Source organism: Pseudoalteromonas sp. MTN2-4, from assembly GCF_042848605.1.
GTDB lineage: Bacteria > Pseudomonadota > Gammaproteobacteria > Enterobacterales > Alteromonadaceae > Pseudoalteromonas.
Window position 1 is genome coordinate 1 of record NZ_BTGK01000005.1, and the last position, 21106, is coordinate 21106.

At 41.3% G+C, this 21106-nt stretch carries 24 protein-coding genes; 4 read left to right on the top strand and 20 right to left on the bottom strand.

Annotation, left to right across the window (positions count from 1 at the left end):
* Nucleotides 1-305 precede the first annotated feature (305 nt).
* Nucleotides 306-779, top strand: a complete 474-nt coding sequence (locus ACGHEH_RS12940; RefSeq protein ID WP_390446041.1) for an RNA recognition motif domain-containing protein — start codon at nucleotides 306-308, stop codon at nucleotides 777-779.
* Here ACGHEH_RS12940 and murI read toward each other — a convergent pair.
* Nucleotides 776-1546: a glutamate racemase gene (murI, locus tag ACGHEH_RS12945; protein WP_390446043.1), complete on the bottom strand. Its 771-nt coding sequence runs from the start codon at nucleotides 1544-1546 to the stop codon at nucleotides 776-778. The genes ACGHEH_RS12940 and murI overlap by 4 nt on opposite strands.
* A 73-nt stretch (nucleotides 1547-1619) precedes the next feature.
* A complete protein-coding gene (locus ACGHEH_RS12950; protein ID WP_390446045.1) occupies nucleotides 1620-2708 on the bottom strand; it encodes a DUF5610 domain-containing protein in 1089 nt (362 codons plus the stop codon).
* A gap of 177 nt (nucleotides 2709-2885) precedes the next feature.
* Here ACGHEH_RS12950 and trmA point away from each other — a divergent pair, with 177 nt between their 5' ends.
* On the top strand, nucleotides 2886-3983 hold the full coding sequence (trmA, locus tag ACGHEH_RS12955) for a tRNA (uridine(54)-C5)-methyltransferase TrmA (protein WP_390446047.1): 1098 nt from the start codon (nucleotides 2886-2888) through the stop codon (nucleotides 3981-3983).
* A gap of 5 nt (nucleotides 3984-3988) precedes the next feature.
* Here the strand turns inward: trmA and ACGHEH_RS12960 are convergent, their stop codons facing one another.
* The 5 genes from ACGHEH_RS12960 to ccoG all read right to left on the bottom strand — a co-directional run bounded on the left by ACGHEH_RS12960 (nucleotide 3989) and on the right by ccoG (nucleotide 8268).
* Entirely contained in the window at nucleotides 3989-4453 is a 465-nt protein-coding gene (locus tag ACGHEH_RS12960; RefSeq protein ID WP_390446049.1) for a DUF523 domain-containing protein, read from the bottom strand.
* Between the two features lie 57 nt (nucleotides 4454-4510).
* Nucleotides 4511-5140: a thiol:disulfide interchange protein DsbA/DsbL gene (locus tag ACGHEH_RS12965; protein ID WP_390446051.1), complete on the bottom strand. Its 630-nt coding sequence runs from the start codon at nucleotides 5138-5140 to the stop codon at nucleotides 4511-4513.
* Nucleotides 5141-5153: 13 nt separating this feature from the next.
* On the bottom strand, nucleotides 5154-5783 hold the full coding sequence (locus tag ACGHEH_RS12970) for a thiol:disulfide interchange protein DsbA/DsbL (RefSeq protein ID WP_349285258.1): 630 nt from the start codon (nucleotides 5781-5783) through the stop codon (nucleotides 5154-5156).
* Between the two features lie 17 nt (nucleotides 5784-5800).
* Nucleotides 5801-6775, bottom strand: coding sequence for a serine/threonine protein kinase (locus ACGHEH_RS12975; protein WP_390446053.1), 975 nt, complete (start codon nucleotides 6773-6775; stop codon nucleotides 5801-5803).
* Nucleotides 6776-6843: 68 nt separating this feature from the next.
* Entirely contained in the window at nucleotides 6844-8268 is a 1425-nt protein-coding gene (gene ccoG, locus ACGHEH_RS12980; RefSeq protein WP_390446055.1) for a cytochrome c oxidase accessory protein CcoG, read from the bottom strand.
* Between the two features lie 236 nt (nucleotides 8269-8504).
* Here ccoG and ACGHEH_RS12985 point away from each other — a divergent pair, with 236 nt between their 5' ends.
* Nucleotides 8505-8864 carry a hypothetical protein gene (locus ACGHEH_RS12985; RefSeq protein ID WP_390446057.1) on the top strand — a complete coding sequence of 120 codons (360 nt, stop codon included), beginning with the start codon at nucleotides 8505-8507 and terminating at the stop codon, nucleotides 8862-8864.
* A complete protein-coding gene (locus tag ACGHEH_RS12990; protein ID WP_390446059.1) occupies nucleotides 8864-9073 on the top strand; it encodes a hypothetical protein in 210 nt (69 codons plus the stop codon). The genes ACGHEH_RS12985 and ACGHEH_RS12990 overlap by 1 nt, the downstream gene beginning before the upstream one ends.
* A gap of 33 nt (nucleotides 9074-9106) precedes the next feature.
* Here ACGHEH_RS12990 and ACGHEH_RS12995 read toward each other — a convergent pair whose 3' ends face one another.
* The 13 genes from ACGHEH_RS12995 to gspC are packed head-to-tail and all read right to left on the bottom strand — an operon-like array spanning nucleotide 9107 to nucleotide 21027.
* The gene (locus ACGHEH_RS12995) at nucleotides 9107-9685 is read right to left on the bottom strand and encodes a UPF0149 family protein (RefSeq protein WP_390446060.1); all 579 of its coding nucleotides are present in this window, start codon (nucleotides 9683-9685) and stop codon (nucleotides 9107-9109) included.
* An 8-nt stretch (nucleotides 9686-9693) separates the two neighbouring features.
* Nucleotides 9694-10452, bottom strand: coding sequence for a type II secretion system protein N (locus ACGHEH_RS13000; protein ID WP_390446062.1), 759 nt, complete (start codon nucleotides 10450-10452; stop codon nucleotides 9694-9696).
* A gap of 1 nt (nucleotide 10453) precedes the next feature.
* On the bottom strand, nucleotides 10454-10927 hold the full coding sequence (gspM, locus tag ACGHEH_RS13005) for a type II secretion system protein GspM (protein WP_138477862.1): 474 nt from the start codon (nucleotides 10925-10927) through the stop codon (nucleotides 10454-10456).
* On the bottom strand, nucleotides 10924-12129 hold the full coding sequence (gspL, locus tag ACGHEH_RS13010; RefSeq protein ID WP_390446064.1) for a type II secretion system protein GspL: 1206 nt from the start codon (nucleotides 12127-12129) through the stop codon (nucleotides 10924-10926). The genes gspM and gspL overlap by 4 nt, the downstream gene beginning before the upstream one ends.
* Complete coding sequence (gene gspK, locus ACGHEH_RS13015; RefSeq protein ID WP_390446066.1) at nucleotides 12126-13127, bottom strand: type II secretion system minor pseudopilin GspK; 1002 nt, start codon at nucleotides 13125-13127, stop codon at nucleotides 12126-12128. Before gspK ends, gspL begins: the two co-directional genes overlap by 4 nt.
* Nucleotides 13124-13813: a type II secretion system minor pseudopilin GspJ gene (gene gspJ, locus ACGHEH_RS13020; RefSeq protein ID WP_390446068.1), complete on the bottom strand. Its 690-nt coding sequence runs from the start codon at nucleotides 13811-13813 to the stop codon at nucleotides 13124-13126. The genes gspK and gspJ overlap by 4 nt, the downstream gene beginning before the upstream one ends.
* A 2-nt stretch (nucleotides 13814-13815) precedes the next feature.
* Nucleotides 13816-14190 carry a type II secretion system minor pseudopilin GspI gene (gene gspI / locus ACGHEH_RS13025; protein ID WP_390446070.1) on the bottom strand — a complete coding sequence of 125 codons (375 nt, stop codon included), beginning with the start codon at nucleotides 14188-14190 and terminating at the stop codon, nucleotides 13816-13818.
* Complete coding sequence (locus ACGHEH_RS13030; RefSeq protein WP_390446072.1) at nucleotides 14187-14783, bottom strand: prepilin-type N-terminal cleavage/methylation domain-containing protein; 597 nt, start codon at nucleotides 14781-14783, stop codon at nucleotides 14187-14189. The genes gspI and ACGHEH_RS13030 overlap by 4 nt, the downstream gene beginning before the upstream one ends.
* A gap of 5 nt (nucleotides 14784-14788) precedes the next feature.
* Entirely contained in the window at nucleotides 14789-15217 is a 429-nt protein-coding gene (gene gspG / locus ACGHEH_RS13035) for a type II secretion system major pseudopilin GspG (RefSeq protein WP_390446074.1), read from the bottom strand.
* Between the two features lie 53 nt (nucleotides 15218-15270).
* On the bottom strand, nucleotides 15271-16497 hold the full coding sequence (gene gspF / locus ACGHEH_RS13040; protein ID WP_390446075.1) for a type II secretion system inner membrane protein GspF: 1227 nt from the start codon (nucleotides 16495-16497) through the stop codon (nucleotides 15271-15273).
* A 2-nt stretch (nucleotides 16498-16499) separates the two neighbouring features.
* On the bottom strand, nucleotides 16500-18050 hold the full coding sequence (gene gspE, locus ACGHEH_RS13045; protein ID WP_390446077.1) for a type II secretion system ATPase GspE: 1551 nt from the start codon (nucleotides 18048-18050) through the stop codon (nucleotides 16500-16502).
* Nucleotides 18043-20109: a type II secretion system secretin GspD gene (gene gspD / locus ACGHEH_RS13050; protein WP_390446079.1), complete on the bottom strand. Its 2067-nt coding sequence runs from the start codon at nucleotides 20107-20109 to the stop codon at nucleotides 18043-18045. The genes gspE and gspD overlap by 8 nt, the downstream gene beginning before the upstream one ends.
* Before the next feature lie 24 nt (nucleotides 20110-20133).
* Nucleotides 20134-21027: a type II secretion system protein GspC gene (gspC, locus tag ACGHEH_RS13055; protein WP_390446081.1), complete on the bottom strand. Its 894-nt coding sequence runs from the start codon at nucleotides 21025-21027 to the stop codon at nucleotides 20134-20136.
* Between the last annotated feature and the right edge of the window lie 79 nt (nucleotides 21028-21106).

The window sequence follows — 21106 nt, forward strand, 5'->3', positions numbered from 1 at the left end:
AAGATTAAGTTTTATTTGACTCGACATCGTTTTGATTTGCTTTTCAGCGTCTCGCTCCGTGTCAGTGGGTGCGCATTATAGGGAGAAATTAAAAGTGCGCAAGCCCTTTTTTCAATTAATTTTAAGAAACATGCTCAACCGCTCAAAAAGAGAACAAAAAAGACTTATTAGAATAAAAAACGCTCTATTTACCCACTTCGAATAGCTAATTTCTCTTTTTAATTATTGCTTAAACATTTTAAGACGCTAAGATAGCAGCTCGTTTGTTAAATTATTGTATACCCATTGTATATTGGTAGATCCCTATGAACCCAACTCAACAAAAGTCTCTTTTTATTGTTTTAGCAATTGCGATAATCGGCTATTTTGCTGCTAATGCTCTTTTTGCAGACTCTTCTCTTAGTCTTGGTGCTACTTTTTCTATTGGCACACTCATCGGTGGTTTCATTGCAACTGTTATGTCGGCAAGTAATGTAACCCCACAATCTGACAATGCTGAAGTAAAAACAAAAACGCTTTATGTAGGTAACTTACCTTATAAAGCAAATGAAAGTGTCGTTCGAGAGCTTTTCTCTGAACAGGGCCGTGTATTCAACGTTCGTTTATTAAAAGATAAAAATACAGGTAAACGTCGTGGTTTCGGTTTTGTGGAGATGGCAGAAGCTGATGCTGATAAAGCCATTGCAGCATTGAATGAAAAAGAGTTCCAACAACGTACGTTGAAGGTTAGAGCTGCAAAACAAAAACCAGAGACAGCTGAAGAAGCTGTTGCAAGTTAAAGATGTAAACTTTTCACATCGTACCCTGTATTAGCAGGGACCTCATTTAAAGCCGTTGCATAAAACTGTAGCGGCTTTTTTATAACTATTTCACCTATACTGTCAGCCAATAAGTACTGCACTCTTTTTGCTATTGCAGTTCCGGAGTCGATTAATTCACATTGCGTCTGATAAAACTCAGCTATTTCATACTTCAATATTGGAAAATGTGTGCACCCTAAAATCAGAACATCAGCTTGATTATCGACCTTAATAGCTGATAGCTCCTTATTAACACCCTCTCGTACATCTTCATTTAACCAAAACTTACGCTCTGCTAGCCTTACCAACTCTGTTGAATGGTAGAAACTTACTTGGCAATCACTAGCAAACTCACTCACTAAAGATTGCGTATACTGATTATTTGAAGTAGCAGGCGTTGCTAATAAAGCAATATGCTTTCTAATACTAATTTGTGCAGCAGGCTTTATTGCAGGTACCACGCCAACAATCGGAATTTGAGTAAACTGGCGAATATGTGCCAGTGCGTAAGTTGAAGCTGTATTGCAAGCGATCACTATTAAGTCAACTTCCCCAAAAAGATTTGAAGATATTTTATTAACGAGACTTGCCAGTCTATTTTGAATTGTTTCTTCAGTCTGAAGACCGTAGGGCAGTAAAGCATTATCCATTATGTAGGTATAGTCTGCCCCTGGTAGTGTATTTTGGATATGTGTTAGGACACTGGTCCCACCAATACCTGAATCAAAAACTAAAATGTGCGGCAAACTAAGACTCCTCTGTATAGAGGTGCAAGTTTGCCCGAGCCTATATAAGTTGCCAAGTCACTTAAGCTGATTTCTATGACTTATTATCAAGTTGATTGAAGAAACCTTGCGCATAATCTAAAAGCTGAGCCATTCTTGCTTGTCCATCGTTCATCCACGCCATGATATCTGGCAATTGCTGCTCAATGCCTAATGCTTTACCTTCTGAATGAATACTCTCTAATTGTTTATCTAGAGGTTGAAACGCTTGTTCTAACTCTTTTATGGGGTTGGCTTGTTGATATTGAGCAATTGCAGCGGTTGTTTTTGTCTGACGCAAATCCATCGTGAAGTTGGTAATTTGATCGCTCTCTATATTTAATGCCGACGCTTTTTCGAACGCATCATCATATTCACCTGAGAAGAACGCATCACTGACATTGCGAATGTCTTTCATCATTTCATTAATAGCTTTTTGCTCTTCTTTATTGAGTTCGCCATTAACACTAATCGAAAAACTGACTTCCTCACTTGATTGCTCTGATACAACAAGACCATAATTATCACCGTTTTGAGCATAGCTGACAGCTTGACCTTTTGAGCGAACATCACTCAGTGATATGGTTACTTCGTCTCCCTCTGCTGTTGTGAAACTATAATCAGCTTGATTCGACAAGCTCGCATACTGCGCAGCGCTCACCTGCATAGAGTCAGGTTGTGGATTAAAAAGCTCATCCTCAAAATCATCTAATCCCTTAAAAATCCCTTCTTTAGATTTTTCGATCCCTTCTTCTATGTCTTGATTAAATAATCCCGAAGCTTTCAATTCTGATGTCGCATCATCTATGCCCATCTGCACACCTTTACGTGTTGCATTCAACATATCTTGAATTGCTTGGTCATCTCGACCATCAGCTTTCGCTTTACTTATTGACCCCTTTACGAAATCAAGCACATTATTAATAACGGTATCAAAATCAAATAAAGGCGCTGCCTTAGGCTCTGTTTTTTCAATATCCAAGGCTTTTGCTAACTTATCATCAAGCAGCTTTGCTGCAATTTTACCTTTATCTCCGTGAAAACCATCAGTACTACTTTGGATATTCGGTTTAAAACCCGCTTTACTGTTTGCTTTATTAGCAAAAGAAGGGTTGAGAAGCTGGTTTAATTGTCCGATTTTCATGTTTATCTCCAAAATAGTAGCAACCATGCGTACATCTTAATTATTACTTTATATCGGCAGTAGTTATTGACCCTTGAGCGTTTAGTATAAAAAAACAACAAATTTTAGCGAGAAACTGGACAAATCACCTATGCCCCCTACAATACCCGCTCTCGAATTTGTAAGGTCAGTTTAACTATGCCAGTCATCACTATTGATACCGCCACTTATGAACAGCAGCTTGCTGAAAAGCAAACGCGTATTAGTGCTCAATTTGCTCGCTTTAACGCACCAGAGCTTGAAGTCTTTGTATCAGCAAAAACGCAATACCGTCAACGTGCTGAATTTAGAGTATGGCACGATGGTGACGATCTCTATCACATTATGTTTGATCAAGAGAGCAAGCAAAAAATTCGAGTGGAAACATTTGACCCTGCCGCGCCGCTTATTAGTGAAATCATGCAAATTATGATGGAAAAGTTACGTCATAACGAGATACTTCGCCGCAAGCTTTTCCAAATCGATTATTTATCGACGCTAAGTGGTGAGATCCTGGTAAGCCTGCTTTATCACAAACAGCTTGATGATGAATGGTTAGCTGCAATTAATGCATTACGTTTTGAGCTTCAGAAAACCTATAAGATTGACTTTATTGGTCGCGCTCGCAAACAAAAGATTGTTTTAGGCAATGATTTTGTTACAGAGCAGTTGACTGTAAATGGCCAAACGTATCAGTACCAACAAGTTGAAAATAGCTTTACGCAGCCAAATGCGAAAGTAAATGAGAAAATGCTGGAATGGGCGCAAGACCTTTGTGCACCACTGGAGAATGATTTACTTGAGCTATATTGTGGTAACGGTAACTTTTCAATTGCTTTAGCTGGTAGCTTTAATAAAGTGCTAGCAACTGAAATCTCTAAATCTTCGGTAAACTCGGCACAAATTAATATTGCAGCGAATAAAGTTGAGAACTTAGATATTGTTCGCATGTCGAGTGAAGAGTTTACGCAAGCAATGAAAGGGGAACGCCAATTTTCAAGATTAAATGGCATTAACCTTCAAGACTACAACTGCCAAACTATTTTGGTTGACCCACCTCGTGCAGGTATGGATGAACTCACTTGTCGTTTAGTATCTAATTACGACAATATTATATATATCTCATGTAATCCAGACACATTAGAGCGTGATTTAGACATGCTATGCGAAACACATTCTGTATCTCGCATTGCGATTTTCGACCAGTTCCCATATACACATCATGTGGAGTCTGGTGTATTTTTACAGCGTAAATAATCCCGCTAATTCTTTTCAGCAATTGCCAGAGCACTGACTAGCTGTGGCAATTGCTCTTCACTAAAAACCTGTATGCCTGCTTTAACAAGCTTTTTAGCAGTTAAACCCATTCCAGCCACTTTAACTCCATTATGCGACCCATCGTAAATAGTATTTCTACCACATGAAGGGCTAGATTCTTTCAACAACGCAAATTTGATTTGTTGCGCGTCACATAATGCGAGTGCTTTTTGAGCACCCAACTGGAATTCACTGGTGACATCTTCACCTGTTGTCATGATTACCCTTTCGGCATTGATCTCTGCAGGTGCCCTGGGGGTTGGTAAGCCACCCGTAACTTCAGGGCAAAATGCAACAACTCGCTTTTCTTGCAGCCACCGAGTCAAAATATCATTTGTTAAACCTTTAGATTGCCCATCATAACGGACGGGTTGTCCGAGTAAGCAACTTGAAACCAATATCTTATGCATATCTTTTCCAATAAAAAAGCCTCGCAAGTGCGAGGCTCTATTTCAATTTATGATTAATTATTTAGCAGCTAAATAATTAATTAATGCACTGATCTGCTCTGGAGTCGTCGTTTTTGACTCACGTAAACGCAGTTTATATTTACCATTTACGATAAACGTTGGAACGCCTGTAAGCGCACGCTTTTCAGACCACTTTTGTTGCATACGCGCCATTTTTGAAGTCTTAGTACGTACAGCAAAGCTTTTGTACATTTTATCAAACTTAGTAGCGTCTACGCCTTGTGCAACGAAGATGTCTTTCATATCCGCAAGTTCATTGATCTTATTACGCTTTGCATGAATATGCGTAAAAATTGCAGCAATGATTTTATCTTTTTGAGGAAGCACTTCAGCAAGTGCTAAGCCTTGAGCCATAATCTTTTGTACTTCTGGATCACGAGGGCCTGAAAAATCTACGTGGCTCTTTTTAAACTTTACACCTTCATTCAGTTTAGGTTTTACCTGAGCGATCAATGGTTCAAACGCATTACATGCAGGGCAGAAAAATGAGAAGTACTCTGTCACTTCAGGTTTCTTAGTACCACGCTCGGCAACCACTTCGTAGTGAACGCCTTCTTCAAACTGAGCTGCGTTTGCAACTACAGGAAGCATGAGTGCCAGCGCAGCGGCTTTAATTAGCTTTAACATCTTATTCTCCGTATTATTTTGCTAATAAATGTTTAACCAATGCGTTGAATTGCTCTTGGCTTTTTAAACTGTTGGTATTTACTTTATATTTATCACTCACGATAAATGTAGGCACGCCAGAAAGTGCGCCCGCTTTTGAAAAACGATTTTGGTCGTCTTGCATCAGCTTTTCAGCCGCAATTACTGGCATACTTGCTAGTGCAGCATCAAACTGCTTTTCGCTGATACCATTAAGATCCAGTAGCTTTTTCACATCTTTAATGTCATTCAATGGCGCTTTTTTTAAATGGATACTGTCGAAGATTTTAGCTGCAATTTCATCACCTTTGCCCATTTGCTTTGCCACGATATAGGCATAGCTTAAATTACTTTGTACTTGCGCAGGCAAACCACCTAAAAAGTTCACATGGCTTTTTTCAAACACAGCACCTTCTGGCAAGCTTTGCTCTAACGCTTTAGCAACCGGTTCAAAACGGAAGCAATGCGGGCAGTAAAATGAAAAAAACTCAGTTACTTTTTCTTGCTCACTTTTTTGGGTGGTTAAAGTTTGGTAGTGCACACCTTCTTTAAAATCAAATTCTGCAGCCATGGCTAACAACGGCAAACAGAAAAATAGAATGGATAGTTTTAACGCTTTTAACATAGTTATTTCTCAATTTTTTATGGAAACAGTTGTAATGCAGGTTCTTGTAACGCTGCAAGCTGTTCTTTCAATGCTAAGATCTGCTGCTCCCAGTATTTGTCTGTTGCAAACCAAGAAAAGTTCCGTGTAAATGCAGGATCTTCCCACCTGGCAGCTAACCACCCCATGTAATGCACCATTCGCATCGCACGTAGCGGTTCTATCAGTTGCAGCTCTTTTGCATCAAAAGAGTTAAATTCTTCATACCCTATCAATAGTGTATCGAGCTGAATTAATTGCTCGTTTTTATCACCATTGAGCATCATCCATAAATCTTGGATTGCTGGGCCTGAGCGACAATCATCTAAATCCACTAAGGTCAGTGAATCGCCTGTGCAGAGAATATTGCCAGCATGTGCATCACCATGCAAACGAATAGGCTTATCGACATGATACATTTGCGCAGTTTGCGAAATAACCTGTTCTAAAATAGTGTAGAATGCGGTTTCTATATGTATAGGCACAAGCTTACTATTTTCAATAACTTCCTTGGCGTCGAATAAGTAGCTCTGGGTATTAATACTCAGTCTATGCTGGAATGGTTTACTCTTACCAACTAGGTGTAGTCGTCCGATATATCGGCCAAGCATTTCAAGCTGGTCTAAATTGTCAATTTCAAACTGACGCCCACCCACACTAGGAAAGAGCCCAAATTTGTAGCCGGCATGCTCGAATAGGCTTTCGCCAGCTATTTCGACTGGCGCGACGATAGGCACTTCTTCATTAGCGAGCTCAAATGCAAAAGCATGTTCTTCTTTTATTTGCGCCTCACTCCAGCGCTCGGGACGATAAAATTTAGTGACATAACGCTTACCGTCTTCGGCTTTAAACTGATAAACGCGATTTTCATAACTGTTCAAAGGTAGCAAGCCTGTCTCAGGGTAAACGCCAATGCTTTCTATGGCATCCAAGATACGATCTGGATTTAAATTCGCAAAACTAAACTCGCTCATGTATTCCTCATTTGGCATAAAAAAAGCGGGGAATACCCGCTTTTGCTTGGTTTAATTAGTGTATCTAATTATTTGCCTTTAAAAAAGTTGGTAGGCTGTGATAGTGACACTGTCGGGTCGCCTTTCACTTGAACTCTAAAATGGAATTCAGTCACTGGCTTTTTAAGGTCATAAGGGTCAATGATCACAGAAAGTGGCACATTCATCGATTCACCCGCTTGAACTTCAATCGCTAGTTTGCCAAGCACATTAAAGTTATTTAGCCCCTCAACCGCAATGTCGTATTGTTGTGTTTGCTGGGTTTTATTGATGACTTTTAGGGTGTAAGTGTTTTCAACTAAACCATCGAAATTGACTCGATAAAGCTGATTTCTATCACGAATAATATCGAGTTCCATTGGCTTGCGCATCGCAATATTCACCACCAGTGCAGCAATTAACACTGTCATGATTAATAAATAACCTGCCAACTTACCACGGAATGCTTTAGTTTTATTATCTGGTGTTTCAAGGTTGCGCTCTGTGGTGTAAGAAATTAAACCACGAGGGTAATTCATTTTATCCATCACCCCATCACACGCATCTATACATGCACCACAGTTGATACACTCATATTGCAAGCCATTACGAATATCGATGCCTGTAGGACATACCTGAACACACAGATTACAGTCGATACAGTCACCCAGCCCCATTTCTTTGGGATCTTGTTTACGAGAGCGAGGACCACGTGACTCACCGCGTTTCGCGTCATAGCTAACTGTAAAGGTGTCTTTATCGAACATGGCAGATTGAAAACGTGAATAAGGACACATATGTAAGCACATAATCTCCCTCATCCAGCCTGCGTTACCGTATGTACACGCCGTAAACACTAAGATGCTGATAACTGCATAACTTCCTGCGCTCCAGGTCAGTAAATCAGGCACTAATTCACGTATTGGAGTGAAAAATCCAACAAAGCTAATGGCGGTCCACAAAGAGAATAAAATCCAACTACTATGCTTTGCCGTTTTTCGCCAAAATTTATCAAAGTCCATTTTTCGACTATCGAGTTTTTTACGTTGATTAGCGCTGCCTTCAAACTTCTCTTCAAACCACAAGAAAATAAAAGTCCAAACGGTTTGCGGACAAGTGTAACCACACCAAACACGACCATAAAACGTGGTCACTACAAACAGTGCAAATGCAGCGATCATAAGGAAAAACGCCAGCACCGTTAAATCTTGTGGCATCAGCGTTAATCCGAAAATATTAAACTTTTGCTCGTAGAGATCAAAATAAACGGCTTGGTGCCCCTCAAAATTTATCCAGGGCATAAGCATGAACGCAAGCATGCCGATAAAACCCAAGCGCTTGCGAAGTTGCTGGTGTAGTCCTTTAACTGCACGCACATAAATTCGGCTGCGAGGGTTAAACCTATCAGGTTGGAGTTCCGGCTTCTGTATTTTTACATCGCTCGGAATGTTTTTTACTTTTATTTGTTTGTCCATCTCGGCTCCTTATGGCTGTGATCGACAGGTACTTGCTACAGTGACCTTTTTATCTATAAGGATATTATATGCAAGCAAATTCAAGCTGGGTACAATTGGTTCAGAAATTATTGAAGTTTCCCTTAACTGGGCACGAGCTTGTATAGTGTTTATAACTTAATCACTTGCTTTTGAAAGCCCCATTTTATTACACTCTCAATTGTTTCTTCCTGTTTAGATCAATATTACGGTATCCAATGAAAAAGTTTTTGTTACTTGTTGTTGTCATTCTGGCACTTTTTACTATCGATCATCCGGCCATTAAAGAGCCAAGAGAAGCACTATTAGGTGAAGGCGTGAGCTTGCTGAGTGAACAAAGTAAAGTAGCGAGAAGCACTTCAGCTAAAATAGCTAGAACACAAATTTCGCAAAAACTTGAATTAGATGAAACCGAATTAGAATATTTAAATGATGCGTTAGGCACTGATGATAAATTAAAGGCCTTCCACCTTCGTTACTGCAAAGAAAATGATTTGAACCTCTATTTTTATGGCAATAAGCTAAATGTGATTTGTAAAATCGTTGGTGAATCTATTTTTGAAGGGAAGTCGTTGTAATGAATATCGATATTGACGCTTTTAATAAAAAGCGTGCAGCAGCATTTAACCAGCACAAAAACATACTTAAAAAACTAAGCAAAGGGCAAACCTTGTTATGCGAGCAATGCAACAAGCCACTACAATTAGATTTAAATGGGCAAGATAAGAATAAAGGTTTGGTAAGTTGTGCAAAAGGCTGCACGAGTATTGAATTAGAGCTTGGGTAAGCGCTCGCTTACCCTGTAAATGGCTCTCAGGTTTTAACCCTCTTCATCATACAAGCCACTCTCAACAGCGCTGTTTTCTACTAATTGCACATAAGCCAAGGCAAACTCGTTCGCAATTGCATGCTGCTGCTGACAAAAGCTATTTAGCTCAACATTATTGGCATCACAGTAAGCGGCAATTTGCGACTGCTCTAGAGCGAAGAAACCTAGTTGCTCTGTACTACTAATCAATGCTTGCTTAAGCTCATCATTTAAAACTGCACTATTAACTAGCTCAGCATAAAAGTGCTCAATCCCAGCTAAAAAGCCCTGGCTCCATTGCTGCAGTTCAACTACAGCTGTTGACGCATAAGGCAACTGGAACAGACCTGAAAAAACGCGCTCACTGATATCGTGATGCAGTGCCATTAAAGCAAAAACATGCTCTTCTGCAATTTGCTCATCACCGCCACTGACGATTGTAAGCCACTGCTCCATTTCAATACCTGCTGGGCTGCAAATGATTGCAAACAGGTAGCCTTCACAAACAGCATAAGGCAGAGCATGCTCTGTGCTAGATAAATAATCGATGAGCAACGCTTTATGTTGCTCTGTAAACGAAAACTCTAACATAACAAGCCTTACAAGTTCACCGGATAACGGCCCTGGGCATCAGGACGACCTAAGAATTTAACCGCATCATGCACTTCTTTCGGTAATGAGGCATCTGGTTTTACATTACCAGCAACTTTAAATTGAAAGTTGTTTCCTAAATGAACATCCGCTTGCAAGCCCAATAGATTATCAGGCTGAACCACCGCAGCTAGGTCACCCGATTTACAGTTTAAATCTGCGCCCAACTCACCAATTGAGAACCAACCAGTTAACCCTTCAACACGAATATTTGGACTAAATACATCGCCTTTAATTTGCTGACAGTAAGGTTTACCACTTTCAAATTCATCAATGTTAAAAATCACGCGACCCGTTGCCTTAACAGGTAACGGGAGGTTTAACTGTCCCATTAGCTGTTCAACTTCAAAACGCAGTACAGCATCTTTCAAGCTTGCTTGTTGGTCTAACAATGACAGGCTGAAATGGCTTTTTCCTGACATTTCTTCGCTCGCTCTCGGGTTACCCCAAGTTAAATCACCAGCAAGGTTGCCTGTTAGTAAAGCGATAGGCTCTAACTGCCAACGAACGTTGAAAACCTGAACTCTATTCACGCGTACTTCACTAACTTGCCCCTGCCAAATTGAGCCGGTCAAATTGCCAAAAGCCACGTTTTTAGGCAAGTAACTTTGTGCGACTTGCACCGCAACTGATGCGGGCAGCTGAGATAGAGCAAAAGCCAAAAACGAGAAAATAAATAATAGAACTAAATAAATTTTTTGCTTCATACTACTTCTCTAACACCAATCGACTTACACGCACAAAGCCTGTGTCTTCACCTTGTGAGATATCTAGGTTTGCCACAGTGACACCATGTTGATGTACAAGTTCGTCGAGCCAACCAACCAATTTATTAAATTCAACGTTTTCAATATTCACACGAAGACTGTCGTTATTTGGCTGCATCTGACTGATAACGATGCCGTAGCGGCCTCGACTGCGATTCACGAGCTGCGACAAATTGCCTGAAGAAGTACGGGCTGAGTTACCCGCCGCTTTCAACTTGCCAATGCTTTGTTCAACAAACACTTGAAAGTTTTGCTCACGCTTTAGTTTTTGCTCAGCTTCAGCAACCGCTTTATTGAGTGGCTTTAATATTCCCATGACTAAAACGAAAACAATAAAAACAACTCCCGCGATAATAAGTAAACGTTGTTCTTGCTCTTTTAGCGAGCCCCAGTAGTTGATTGCTTGTTGTTTCATACATCACCTCGCAATCTAATTTCACCAATCACAGCATCACCATCGTTATTTAATGAACCCTGCTGCACTGTTAAACCTTTTTGCTCAAGAATCGTTTTAACTTGACCAAACACTTGGAAGTCTTTGGCTTTTACACGAATACGCAATTCATTACGTTTATGGTCATAGCGTAAAGTCTCAGGCTGGAAATCTTTGACTTGGCTATAAACTGACACAAACTTGTCCGCCAAATCTAAGAAACCGCCTTGTTTTGTCGCTGAAATGGCTTTTAATTCACCTTCAATTTGACGTCTAAGCAGTGCTTCACGTACTCGCTTATTTGGAAATGCTTGTTGATACGTCGCAACTGCATCAGCTCTCACTTTTTCTGCCTGATCTTTCAATTGTACAACTTGAATACCTTGCACAACCACAAAGCCTAACAGGGCCACTGATGCTGCAATTAAGCCTGACTGCCAATCTTTCCACCATTGTGGCGTACTCTTCTTCGCGGCAAAGATGCCTTGGCGTAAATTGAATGCTGTGCTGGTTAAATTTTTAGCCAGTAATGCAAGCGGCAGTTCATATTCAGCTTCTTTTGCAACCTTAGGTGCTACCTCTGGCAAGGCGTCAGCAGGACTATAATGAGAAATTTTATCAACCGCTAACGCATGCAAATAGTCAGCTCCCCAGCTTGGCTCAATTACACACGCATGCCATTGCCCTAAGCGACACAGCCATTGACCATCGAGCTCAACAACTGCAAGTTCATTTTCTGCCTGCTCTGGTAGCAATAGTGAATCAGGTACTACTTGCTTAGCAAAAATCTGATGCTCATCTAAAGCTGCAAATAACTCAGCAAGTAAAACTCGATCACAAAGTGCAATATTAATAGTCGGTTTATTATCTTTAATGCCCGGCTCACCTATTGCAATGAATACATCATCAACATCACTGGCCAGTTGCTCTTCCAACATAAATGGCAGTGCTTGTTCTAGTTTTCTATTCCACTTTGTTGGTAGTTCAATAGTTTTTAACTGAACCATAGATGCAGAAAGCAATATACTGGTTTCTCGACTCTGAGCTTTCTCAGTTAACTCGGCCAAATCTGATAGTTGTTTATACTCACCACTGGCTATAATTTGCTGGTCAGTTGAATATACTAACCAATGAATTGCCTGTTTGGCAGATTGATCAATACGGATCAATAATTTTTCTGTCACTGTACGCCTCCAAATTTTCGCGCCAGTATGCTCGCTTGACCTTCTTTTATTTGAATAATTGAGGTCATTGTGAAAAGCCGTTCATCGAACATGGCTTTTGCGCGCAACTTGAAATAGTCACTATTTACGGTAAATAGATCGGTTACTTGCTTGATATTCTGAGCCCCTTGAGCGGTGGCTTCAGAAAGAAAATCTTCCACTTTGTCATATCCCTGCTCTGGGCGTGCAGAGATGATACTTTGTGCATCTGATTCACTTAACCCATTGATTAATGCACTGAGTAATAATGCTTGTTCTGGCAAAATGGTATTCACGTTAATTTTTAATTCTTCACTGCCAGGGATAACACATACATAAGGGAGCAACTTTTCCATGACTAATGGATTAAAACCTCTGATCACACGTAATTCAGACACTGACGCAAATGCGTTATTTGCAGTTAAATAAGGTGTACGCAACGACATATATTCATCTTCTTCTGCACCCGAACGAAACGTGATGCTATCGGCGTCAAGCCAATCATATACACTGTCAGCCAAGGTTTCTTCACTCTCATCTGAGGGTAAATCTTCTATGTTCTTCAACAGCTCTAAAAAGGCTTTATGCGCTGGATTCGTATCATTAATACTGGCATTTTGTGCCTTTGGCGCACGCAGTGCGTTTAAGTTTAGACACGCTTGAAGATCGGTCACTTGTCCACTCAAGGTTCCATGATCTACAGGAAACGGGGTTTCTTCTAGCGCCCAAGGTTGACCTAAATGTACCTTCTCAGGGTCTTTCTTCTTACTTTCAATCAGAACTTTTTTCACTAATTCTTCAGCGCCATAGCTATACCATTTTGCTTGCTGATGAGTTTGAATATTTTGAGCTCGCTGTACCTGAATCATTAAATTCGTCGCCATTTCAGCGGCAATTACAGCTGCTAAGGCAACAATAAATAAAACAATGATCAGTGCAGCGCCTTGTTGCTGGCCATGCTTATAGGTTAACTGGTTCATGGGCCTGTTCTCCCACCACCAGTGTTAATACCATCATTTGTATTCGATGTGCTACTGGCCACCTTGCCATCACCTGGTGTGAGGAAAAAACGCGTGATAGGCTCCATTTCTTGCATTTTAATGGTTACAGAAACCGCTAAGGGCAGCGCTTTCTTTTCCCAATTTTCTTGCCATTTTTGTTTATCGTCTAAGAATTCAAATTTTAAATCTTCGATGTTTTCTAATATGACTTGACTGCGAGGTTCTGTACCATCTAGCTGATCAACGTAGACACGATAAAGGCGCTCTAACTTATCATCAACCACACGATAACCGACAGCTTGCAATTCAGAGCGAGGTAATAAACTAATGGGGTTGGTCCAGCCATCACGCACAAAGGCAATGCCGTCATACTGGCTGTCTAAATTGTAACGGCCATGAAGAATATAACTCGGTGTAAAGTCGCCCGCTTCGTTACGCGTTTCACGCTTGGTCATTTGGTTAAAATCTTGGTCCATCAAGCGAAAAGTCGTATTGAGCGCATCTAATTCTGCAATCACTTCTTCAGAGCCTTGTTTCGCCTGAATCGTTGAATTTAATATCTGGTGAGTCGCCAACACCACAAAGCCGAGAATACCCAGGGCAATCATGACTTCAAGCAAAGTGAAACCACGCTGACGGTTTTTCTGAGGATAAGTAAATCGCATCGTTACTTACCCTTTAAAATGAATGTACTTAAGTCATACAAAGAATTTTTATATTCAGCATCGCTGAATACTTCAACTTGCACTTTGACAAAACTTGGGTCATTGGTTCTGGTGACTTTCTCTTGCCAGTACCAAGTCATACCAGCTAACTCTTCTTCACCTTTGTTGTTATTCTTACCATTCCACTTATCACCCTGTGCGCGGATCATCACCAAACGATTCTCTGCCACCCAAGATGCGTAGGTTTGTTCTTCTAGTGAAGCAATATGGGAAACATGCTCACCTGTAACTTGCATAGCAGCAATGCCTGCCATGGCACAGATCCCCAAAGCCACCATCACTTCTAACAGAGTAAAGCCAGCTGATTGCTTCTTCATACTTCAGGCTCCACTCGTAAATTAACAGGGGCGATAAACTCACCTTCGATAAAGTAACGTGCTTGTTCCGCATCTCGCTCTGATAGCTCAACACTAAACTGAAACGCGCTCACTTCGCCCGAAGATAAAATTAGTACTTGCGGCACTTTGAGCTTTTTTAGTTCAAGCAAGCTTTCATCATCACTAGTGCCCATTAATTCGCGCCAGTTGACTTGCTCTAGCAAATTGTCTTGCGACCAAGATAAATCTTCGATATTCAGATTAACTTTGTATTCTTTACCGAAGGTAATGGGTTCATATAATTCTTCAGCATCAAATACCGACCACCTCTCACCATCAAAGACTAAAAATTCTAAGACATTTTTATCAAGGTGAAAGCCAAGCTCAATTTGGTTCAATACTGCAAACTCAGAGGCAAGATTAATTACTCTGTATACTCTGAGCGCTTGTTTTTCTAACTCTTCGGCTTCGGCATCATTAAAGGTGTAACTCACCATTTTCACTGACATGGCGATGATCACAAGTACAACAAGGACTTCAAGTAAACTGAAGCCCTTTGCCTTATTGATATTTTGCCCTAAGCCTAAACGCATACGTATTAACGCACTTCGTCTTCGTCAGTCCAGTTACCGATATCATCATCAGTACCCACTTCACCGTCAGGGCCCATTGAGAAGATATCGATCTTACCCATCTCACCTGGGCTAACTAGCTGGTAAGGGTTGCCCCATGGATCTTCAGGTAATTTAGAAATAAAGCCACCTTCAGGGAAACGACGTGGTACGGGGTCAATTGTCGTCTTAGTTACAAGTGCTTCTAAGCCCTGCTCAGTCGTTGGATACTTCTTATTCTTCAGCTTGTACATATTCATCGCATCTTCAAGCTGTTGAATATCTAAACCCGCTTTATCTAAAGCAGCCTCTTCTTGTTGGCCCATAATGTTTGGGGCAACGATTGATAAGATCATACCGATGATAACCAGTACCACCATTACTTCTAGTAGGGAGAAACCTGATTGCTTTTTCACAATGAATACCTCATTAGCTGCTAATAGCTGTTATTTTTAAACTCTTTATTTGACTATAAGCCGATGGCTTTGTTCATTTCCATAATTGGTTGCAAAATTGCCATAACAATAAACAACACAATAATGGCCATAGTTGCGATCATTGCAGGCTCTAACAGCTTTAATGACACGCTGACCATAGTTTCAAATTCTCTATCTTGGTTGTTAGCTGCTCGCTCCAACATTTGCTCTAGCTCACCCGATTTTTCACCACTGGCGATCATGTGCAACATCATAGGCGGGAATAACTTGGTTTGCTGAAGCGACGCCCTCAGGCTTGCACCTTCACTGACTCTGACCGCAGCTTCTGAGACCGCTGATTTAATCTTCTCGTTTTCGAGTACTTGCCCTGAAATTTTCATACCTTCAAGTAATGGTACGGCACTCGAAGACAGAATGCTGAGGGTACGCGCAAAACGTGCCGTATTGATACTGCGGCTAATTTTTCCTAAGCCTGGTAGACGCAATAATTGCGTGTCATACCAAAATCGAATTTTTGATTTCAGCAGCGCCTGTTTGATACCAATTGTTAGGACCACAATACCAATGAAAGTTGGCATCCAATAGGCTTGCACAAAGTTACTTGCAGCCATTACCCACTCGGTTGTCCAAGGCAGTGCTTGCTTAGATTTCTCGAAAGTTTTCAAGATCTCCGGTACCACAGTACCAAGTAATACCGCCACAATACCAATGGCAAAAACTACAAGAATGCTTGGATACACCATCGCCTGAGTGATTTGACTTCGCATATGCTGACGTTGCTCTGTGTAATCCGCCAAACGATTCAGTACTTCATCAAGGTGGCCTGACTTTTCACCCGCTGCCACCATGGCGCGATATAGGTTATCAAACACATGAGGAAACTCTGACATACCATCAGCCAGCGTGTAACCCTCTACTACCTTAGAGCGCACCGACATCAACATACGTTTTAATCGAGGTTTCTCACACTGCTCAGCCACAGCCATCACAGCCGCTTCGACTGGCAATGAAGACTGAATAAGTGTTGCTAATTGACGAGTGATTAAAGCGATATCAGAAACAGAAGGCTTATAGCCTGTAAATAGTTTAAAACCACCTCCAGATTGCTGCTTTTCTTTTTCAGCAGCCGGCGCTACTTCTAAAGGCATCATGCCTTTTTCTCGAAGTTGTTGACGGATCTGCTTCGCGGTATCGCCCTCTAAGATGCCTTTCTTTTCTTTGCCCTTACCATCGAGCGCTCGATACTCAAACGCAGCCATGGTTAGCCTTCCTCACGGGTTACACGTAACACTTCTTCTAAAGAAGTTTGTCCTTTCAGAACTCGAGAACACCCATCTTGACGGATACTAGGACTGAAAGTACGAATATACTTTTCTACCGCCTGCTCACCCTTACCATTATGGATAAGCTCACGTACTGTTTCATCAACGACCAATAGCTCGTGAATACCGGTACGGCCTTTATAGCCGTTGTAATTACATGATTCACAACCAACAGGGCGGTAAATGATTGTATTGCTGTCTTTGCCTACACCTAGTAATTCACATTCGCGTTCATCGGCTTGATGTGGTTCTTTACAATCATTACATAAGGTACGGACTAGACGTTGAGACAACACACCTAACAGAGAAGAAGACAGTAAGAATGGCTCCACGCCCATATCTTCCATACGCGTGATGGCACCTGAGGCCGTATTTGTATGCAGGGTCGACATAACTAAGTGACCCGTCAGTGATGCCTGAACTGCAATTTGACCGGTTTCTAAATCTCGGATCTCACCAACCATTACTACATCAGGGTCTTGACGAAGAATCGCTCTTAGGCCTCGCGCAAACGTCATATCAACTTTCGGGTTAACCTGAGTTTGGCCAATACCTGGGATTTCATATTCAATTGGGTCTTCAACCGTTAGAATATTGCGGTCTTTGGAGTTAATTTGACTCATACCAGCATACAAGGTGGTACTTTTACCTGAACCTGTTGGGCCGGTCACCAAAATAATACCGTGCGGTTTGGCAATTAGCTCGCTGAATAATTCGCGGTTACGCTCTGTCATACCCAAATCTTCTAGGTTTAGACGTGCATTATTTTTGTCGAGTAGACGCAGTACAACACGCTCACCAAAGCTTGACGGCATAGTTGATACACGAACATCGACAGCACGACCTGCGATACGTAACGAAATACGACCATCTTGCGGGATACGTTTTTCGGCGATATCAAGCTTAGCCATTACTTTAATACGCGAAACAAGTAGCGACGCAAGTTTTCGATTTGGCTTTAAAACTTCTTTTAAAACGCCATCTACCCTAAAGCGAATAACTAGGTCTTGTTCAAAAGTTTCGATATGAATGTCTGAGGCACCGTCTTTGATTGCCTCACTCAGCATGGCATTGATTAACTTGATGATCGGCGCATCATCGTCAGCCGCTAATAAATCTTCCGTTTGCGGTAGCTCTTCTGCCAATGAAAATAGGTCAACCTCATTACCAATGTCTTCCATCATTTGCTGAGTCTCGGAGCTATCACGTTGGTAAGCTTCTTCAAGCATAAACTCAAACTTCTCAGCTTCTAGCTGTTCAAGCTTAAATTCAGCGCCTGCTACTCGGCGAATCTCAAGCAAATGAGCAACATTTAAATCACCCGTATAGAAAACTTTAAGGCCGTCTTCTTTTTCAGCTAGCAACATATTTACACGGCGCGCATAAGAAAAAGGCAGTTTAAGAGACAGCTCGCGTGCTACCTCTTCTAATGGCGCGTCAGTGAGCAGCTCATCGTGCTCACTCTCTAGTTGATTGTGAGTATCAATCATCTTTACGCTCTTTCTTATTTTGCTCTTTTAAATACTGCTCATATGTTGGTGGTAATGTCAGTGCATCATTCCACTCAGGTAACACAGGCGAATCTTCAAACGGCATCAGGTCAATGCCATCTTCACGCTGCTTACTTTGCTCACCACGAATAAAGTTATACTTAGAATGACTTAATTCGTTCATGCTACGGCTATCACGCAAAATCGTCGGGCGAATGAATACTAAAAGGTTACGCTTACGCTTAGTTGTACTCGTTGACTTAAACAAGTGACCAAGAATTGGAATATCACCTAACAGTGGCACTTTAGACACACTTTCTTGCACGTCTTCGTCAATTAGACCACCAAGAATAACCATACCGCCATCGTCAGCAATAACAGTCGTGTTAATAGCACGCTTGTTCACCGCGATATCTACCGCAGTTGCGCCGCTGACACTCGATACTTCTTGCTCAATGGTTAACTGAACCGCTGAACCATCATTAATCTGAGGGGTTACTTTTAACTTAATACCCACTTCTTGACGATCAACCGTTTGGAATGGGTTAGTATTATTACCACTTGTTGTCGAACCAGTAATGATTGGCACTTCTTGACCCACAATCATCGACGCTTCTTCATTGTCCATCGTAGTTACAGACGGCGTCGCTAGGATGTTTGATTTCGTATCTGTCGAAATTGCCTGAATGATAGCACCCCAGTCATTTTTAATAATGCCAGCAGCAAGACCATTCACGCCACCAAGTAATGCAGCCAAAGGACCTAAATCACCTTCTTGCGTTTCTTCATATGGTGTTGTGTTGCCATTTTCGGTTCCTGTAATGGTTTTCTTGATTGTTTTATCACGAGCCTGCTCAGCTGCAACGGCTAATGAACCCACAGGCACATTACTACCATTATTAAATTGCAGCATACCACCTTGCTCTGAAATCCACTGTAGGCCTAGGTTGATACCATCACCTTCAAGCACTTCAACAACGATCGCTTCAACCAATACTTGCGCACGACGAATATCTAGTTTTTTAATCACCGATGCCAATGAGCGCATAGTATCTGGCTGTGCTGTGATCACTAATGAGTTTGAATCAGGGTGCGCTTCAATGCTAGTTTCATTCTTGTTGTTTCGGCTGCGGCTTTTATTGTTACCGCCTTGCGCTTCTTCTTGCAGCGTTTTACTTACACCTTGTAGTACTTTTACAAGATCTTCTGCTTTTGCATAATCAAGATAAAAAACTTGCGTATTACCTTGGCTTTTTAGTTCTCCATCTAAACGCTTCACTAAATCAACCGCTCTAGAGCGCGCTTGACCTTCACCACTGACAATGACACTGTTGGTACGGTTATCTGCCACAACTTTTGGTATTAGGAAGTCAGGAATACTGTTTTTACCAGATGACTTATAAATGCTCTCAACTACTTTTACCACATCATCTGCAGTTGCATGCTTGAGTTCAATAATTTCAACTAGCGTGTCACCTGCTTGGTCGACTGATTTAATAATATCGACGAGACGATTTACAGACGCTGCGTGGCCTGTCAGCATCATCACGTTAGCAGAACTGAAGTTAGTCACATGACCACCATCTTTTTGGTCACTGAACTGACGAATTAATGGGCCAAGCTCTTGAACAGACACATTCTTAACACGGATCACTCGCGTAACTAAGGTGTCACCATCCGTCGAAGTATTATCTGAAACTAAGGGCACATTACTTTTCTTACCATCTGAACTGCGTAAGATTTTTAAAATGCCGCTGTCCATTTCAATAACGGCATAGCCATATACTTCTAAAACATTTAAAAAGAACTGGTAATAAAGCTCTTCGTCCATCAATTCATAACTGCGCACGTTAATATTGCCACGAACGTTAGGATCGATAATGATGGTCTTGTTCAGGTTTTTACCAACGATATTAATAAATTCATTAATATCAGTACCTTTAAAGTTCGCTGCGTATTCAACAGCAGAAACAGATAACGATAACCCAGCTGCAAACATCAGAGCCGCATACTTAGCTAACCCTTTTTTGATTTTTCTGAGGTCTAGCTTATTTCTCATTATTATTAACTCCAAAAATTGTGCTTACAGGCTGAATTGTACGTCGATCACACGACCGTCTCGTTCAATGCTAATTGTGGCATCAGTGGCTTCTCTGAGCTCTTGCATTGCAGTCATTGCCTGTCTCATATCCGTTAGTTGATAACCATTGATTGCAATGGCCAAATCATTATTCTTTAAACCCATTTTTTTAAATAGCTCAGGATCTTTTCCTGGGCTTAAACGATAGCCTATTAACTCACCGTTTCTTCGAGCCTGAGAGATTCTGATGTAATCGAGTAACTTGCCTGGCTCTCTTAGTAACTCTTGGCGACGCTGTGCCAATTCAGAGCGGTCGATGCTTGGCTTTCTCTGTGCGTCACGCACTTCACGTGGACCAGATACCGGCATGGCCACTTGTTTTGTATAAGCAAGACCATCAAGCATGAGCGTTTCAAAACGGCCATTTACATCTAGCAAGACTCGATCAGGCAACACTTGTGCTAATTTAGCGCGCGTACCTGTGATGGCATCTTTTACTTCGTACGTTTCTTGTCGCCCCTGTGATTCGATAATCGCCAAGCCCGCTGTATCATTTAAACTGACAGCAACAATACCAGTAAGTTTCACATTTAATGTTGTTTTAGGTGCATCAGAAACACGTGCGACAGGCTTAGGGGGAGCTTTTGGTTTTTCGTTAGCAACACCAAACAGGTTTTGCTGAATAATTACTTGGGTGTTGACGTTATTGGTTTTACTGCTTACTGAACTTGAAAGCGGTGCTAAGTTCGCGCTTTGTGGTTGCGGCCAAAACAACCAAACGAGTTGGGCGCATAGATAAGCAATATAAACAACAGTCAGTACTACCACCAAACGACTGAGTCTGGCATGCGGCAACTTCTGAAATATGCTCGTTAACTGTTGTAATTGTAATTCCATATGAGACTTTTTCTTATTCTGTTGAACGGCCAAGTGTACCGCGACGAAATTAATTCAACAAGCGTACAAATGTGAAACT

Coding starts and splice junctions, on each gene's coding strand:
- ACGHEH_RS12940 (WP_390446041.1), top strand. CDS start 306: ATGAACCCAACTCAACAAAAGTCTCTTTTTATTGTTTTAGCAATTGCG.
- ACGHEH_RS12950 (WP_390446045.1), bottom strand. CDS start 2,708: ATGAAAATCGGACAATTAAACCAGCTTCTCAACCCTTCTTTTGCTAAT.
- trmA (WP_390446047.1), top strand. CDS start 2,886: ATGCCAGTCATCACTATTGATACCGCCACTTATGAACAGCAGCTTGCT.
- ACGHEH_RS12960 (WP_390446049.1), bottom strand. CDS start 4,453: ATGCATAAGATATTGGTTTCAAGTTGCTTACTCGGACAACCCGTCCGT.
- ACGHEH_RS12965 (WP_390446051.1), bottom strand. CDS start 5,140: ATGTTAAAGCTAATTAAAGCCGCTGCGCTGGCACTCATGCTTCCTGTA.
- ACGHEH_RS12970 (WP_349285258.1), bottom strand. CDS start 5,783: ATGTTAAAAGCGTTAAAACTATCCATTCTATTTTTCTGTTTGCCGTTG.
- ACGHEH_RS12975 (WP_390446053.1), bottom strand. CDS start 6,775: ATGAGCGAGTTTAGTTTTGCGAATTTAAATCCAGATCGTATCTTGGAT.
- ccoG (WP_390446055.1), bottom strand. CDS start 8,268: ATGGACAAACAAATAAAAGTAAAAAACATTCCGAGCGATGTAAAAATA.
- ACGHEH_RS12985 (WP_390446057.1), top strand. CDS start 8,505: ATGAAAAAGTTTTTGTTACTTGTTGTTGTCATTCTGGCACTTTTTACT.
- ACGHEH_RS12990 (WP_390446059.1), top strand. CDS start 8,864: ATGAATATCGATATTGACGCTTTTAATAAAAAGCGTGCAGCAGCATTT.
- ACGHEH_RS12995 (WP_390446060.1), bottom strand. CDS start 9,685: ATGTTAGAGTTTTCGTTTACAGAGCAACATAAAGCGTTGCTCATCGAT.
- ACGHEH_RS13000 (WP_390446062.1), bottom strand. CDS start 10,452: ATGAAGCAAAAAATTTATTTAGTTCTATTATTTATTTTCTCGTTTTTG.
- gspM (WP_138477862.1), bottom strand. CDS start 10,927: ATGAAACAACAAGCAATCAACTACTGGGGCTCGCTAAAAGAGCAAGAA.
- gspK (WP_390446066.1), bottom strand. CDS start 13,127: ATGAACCAGTTAACCTATAAGCATGGCCAGCAACAAGGCGCTGCACTG.
- gspJ (WP_390446068.1), bottom strand. CDS start 13,813: ATGCGATTTACTTATCCTCAGAAAAACCGTCAGCGTGGTTTCACTTTG.
- gspI (WP_390446070.1), bottom strand. CDS start 14,190: ATGAAGAAGCAATCAGCTGGCTTTACTCTGTTAGAAGTGATGGTGGCT.
- ACGHEH_RS13030 (WP_390446072.1), bottom strand. CDS start 14,783: ATGCGTTTAGGCTTAGGGCAAAATATCAATAAGGCAAAGGGCTTCAGT.
- gspF (WP_390446075.1), bottom strand. CDS start 16,497: ATGGCTGCGTTTGAGTATCGAGCGCTCGATGGTAAGGGCAAAGAAAAG.
- gspE (WP_390446077.1), bottom strand. CDS start 18,050: ATGATTGATACTCACAATCAACTAGAGAGTGAGCACGATGAGCTGCTC.
- gspD (WP_390446079.1), bottom strand. CDS start 20,109: ATGAGAAATAAGCTAGACCTCAGAAAAATCAAAAAAGGGTTAGCTAAG.
- gspC (WP_390446081.1), bottom strand. CDS start 21,027: ATGGAATTACAATTACAACAGTTAACGAGCATATTTCAGAAGTTGCCG.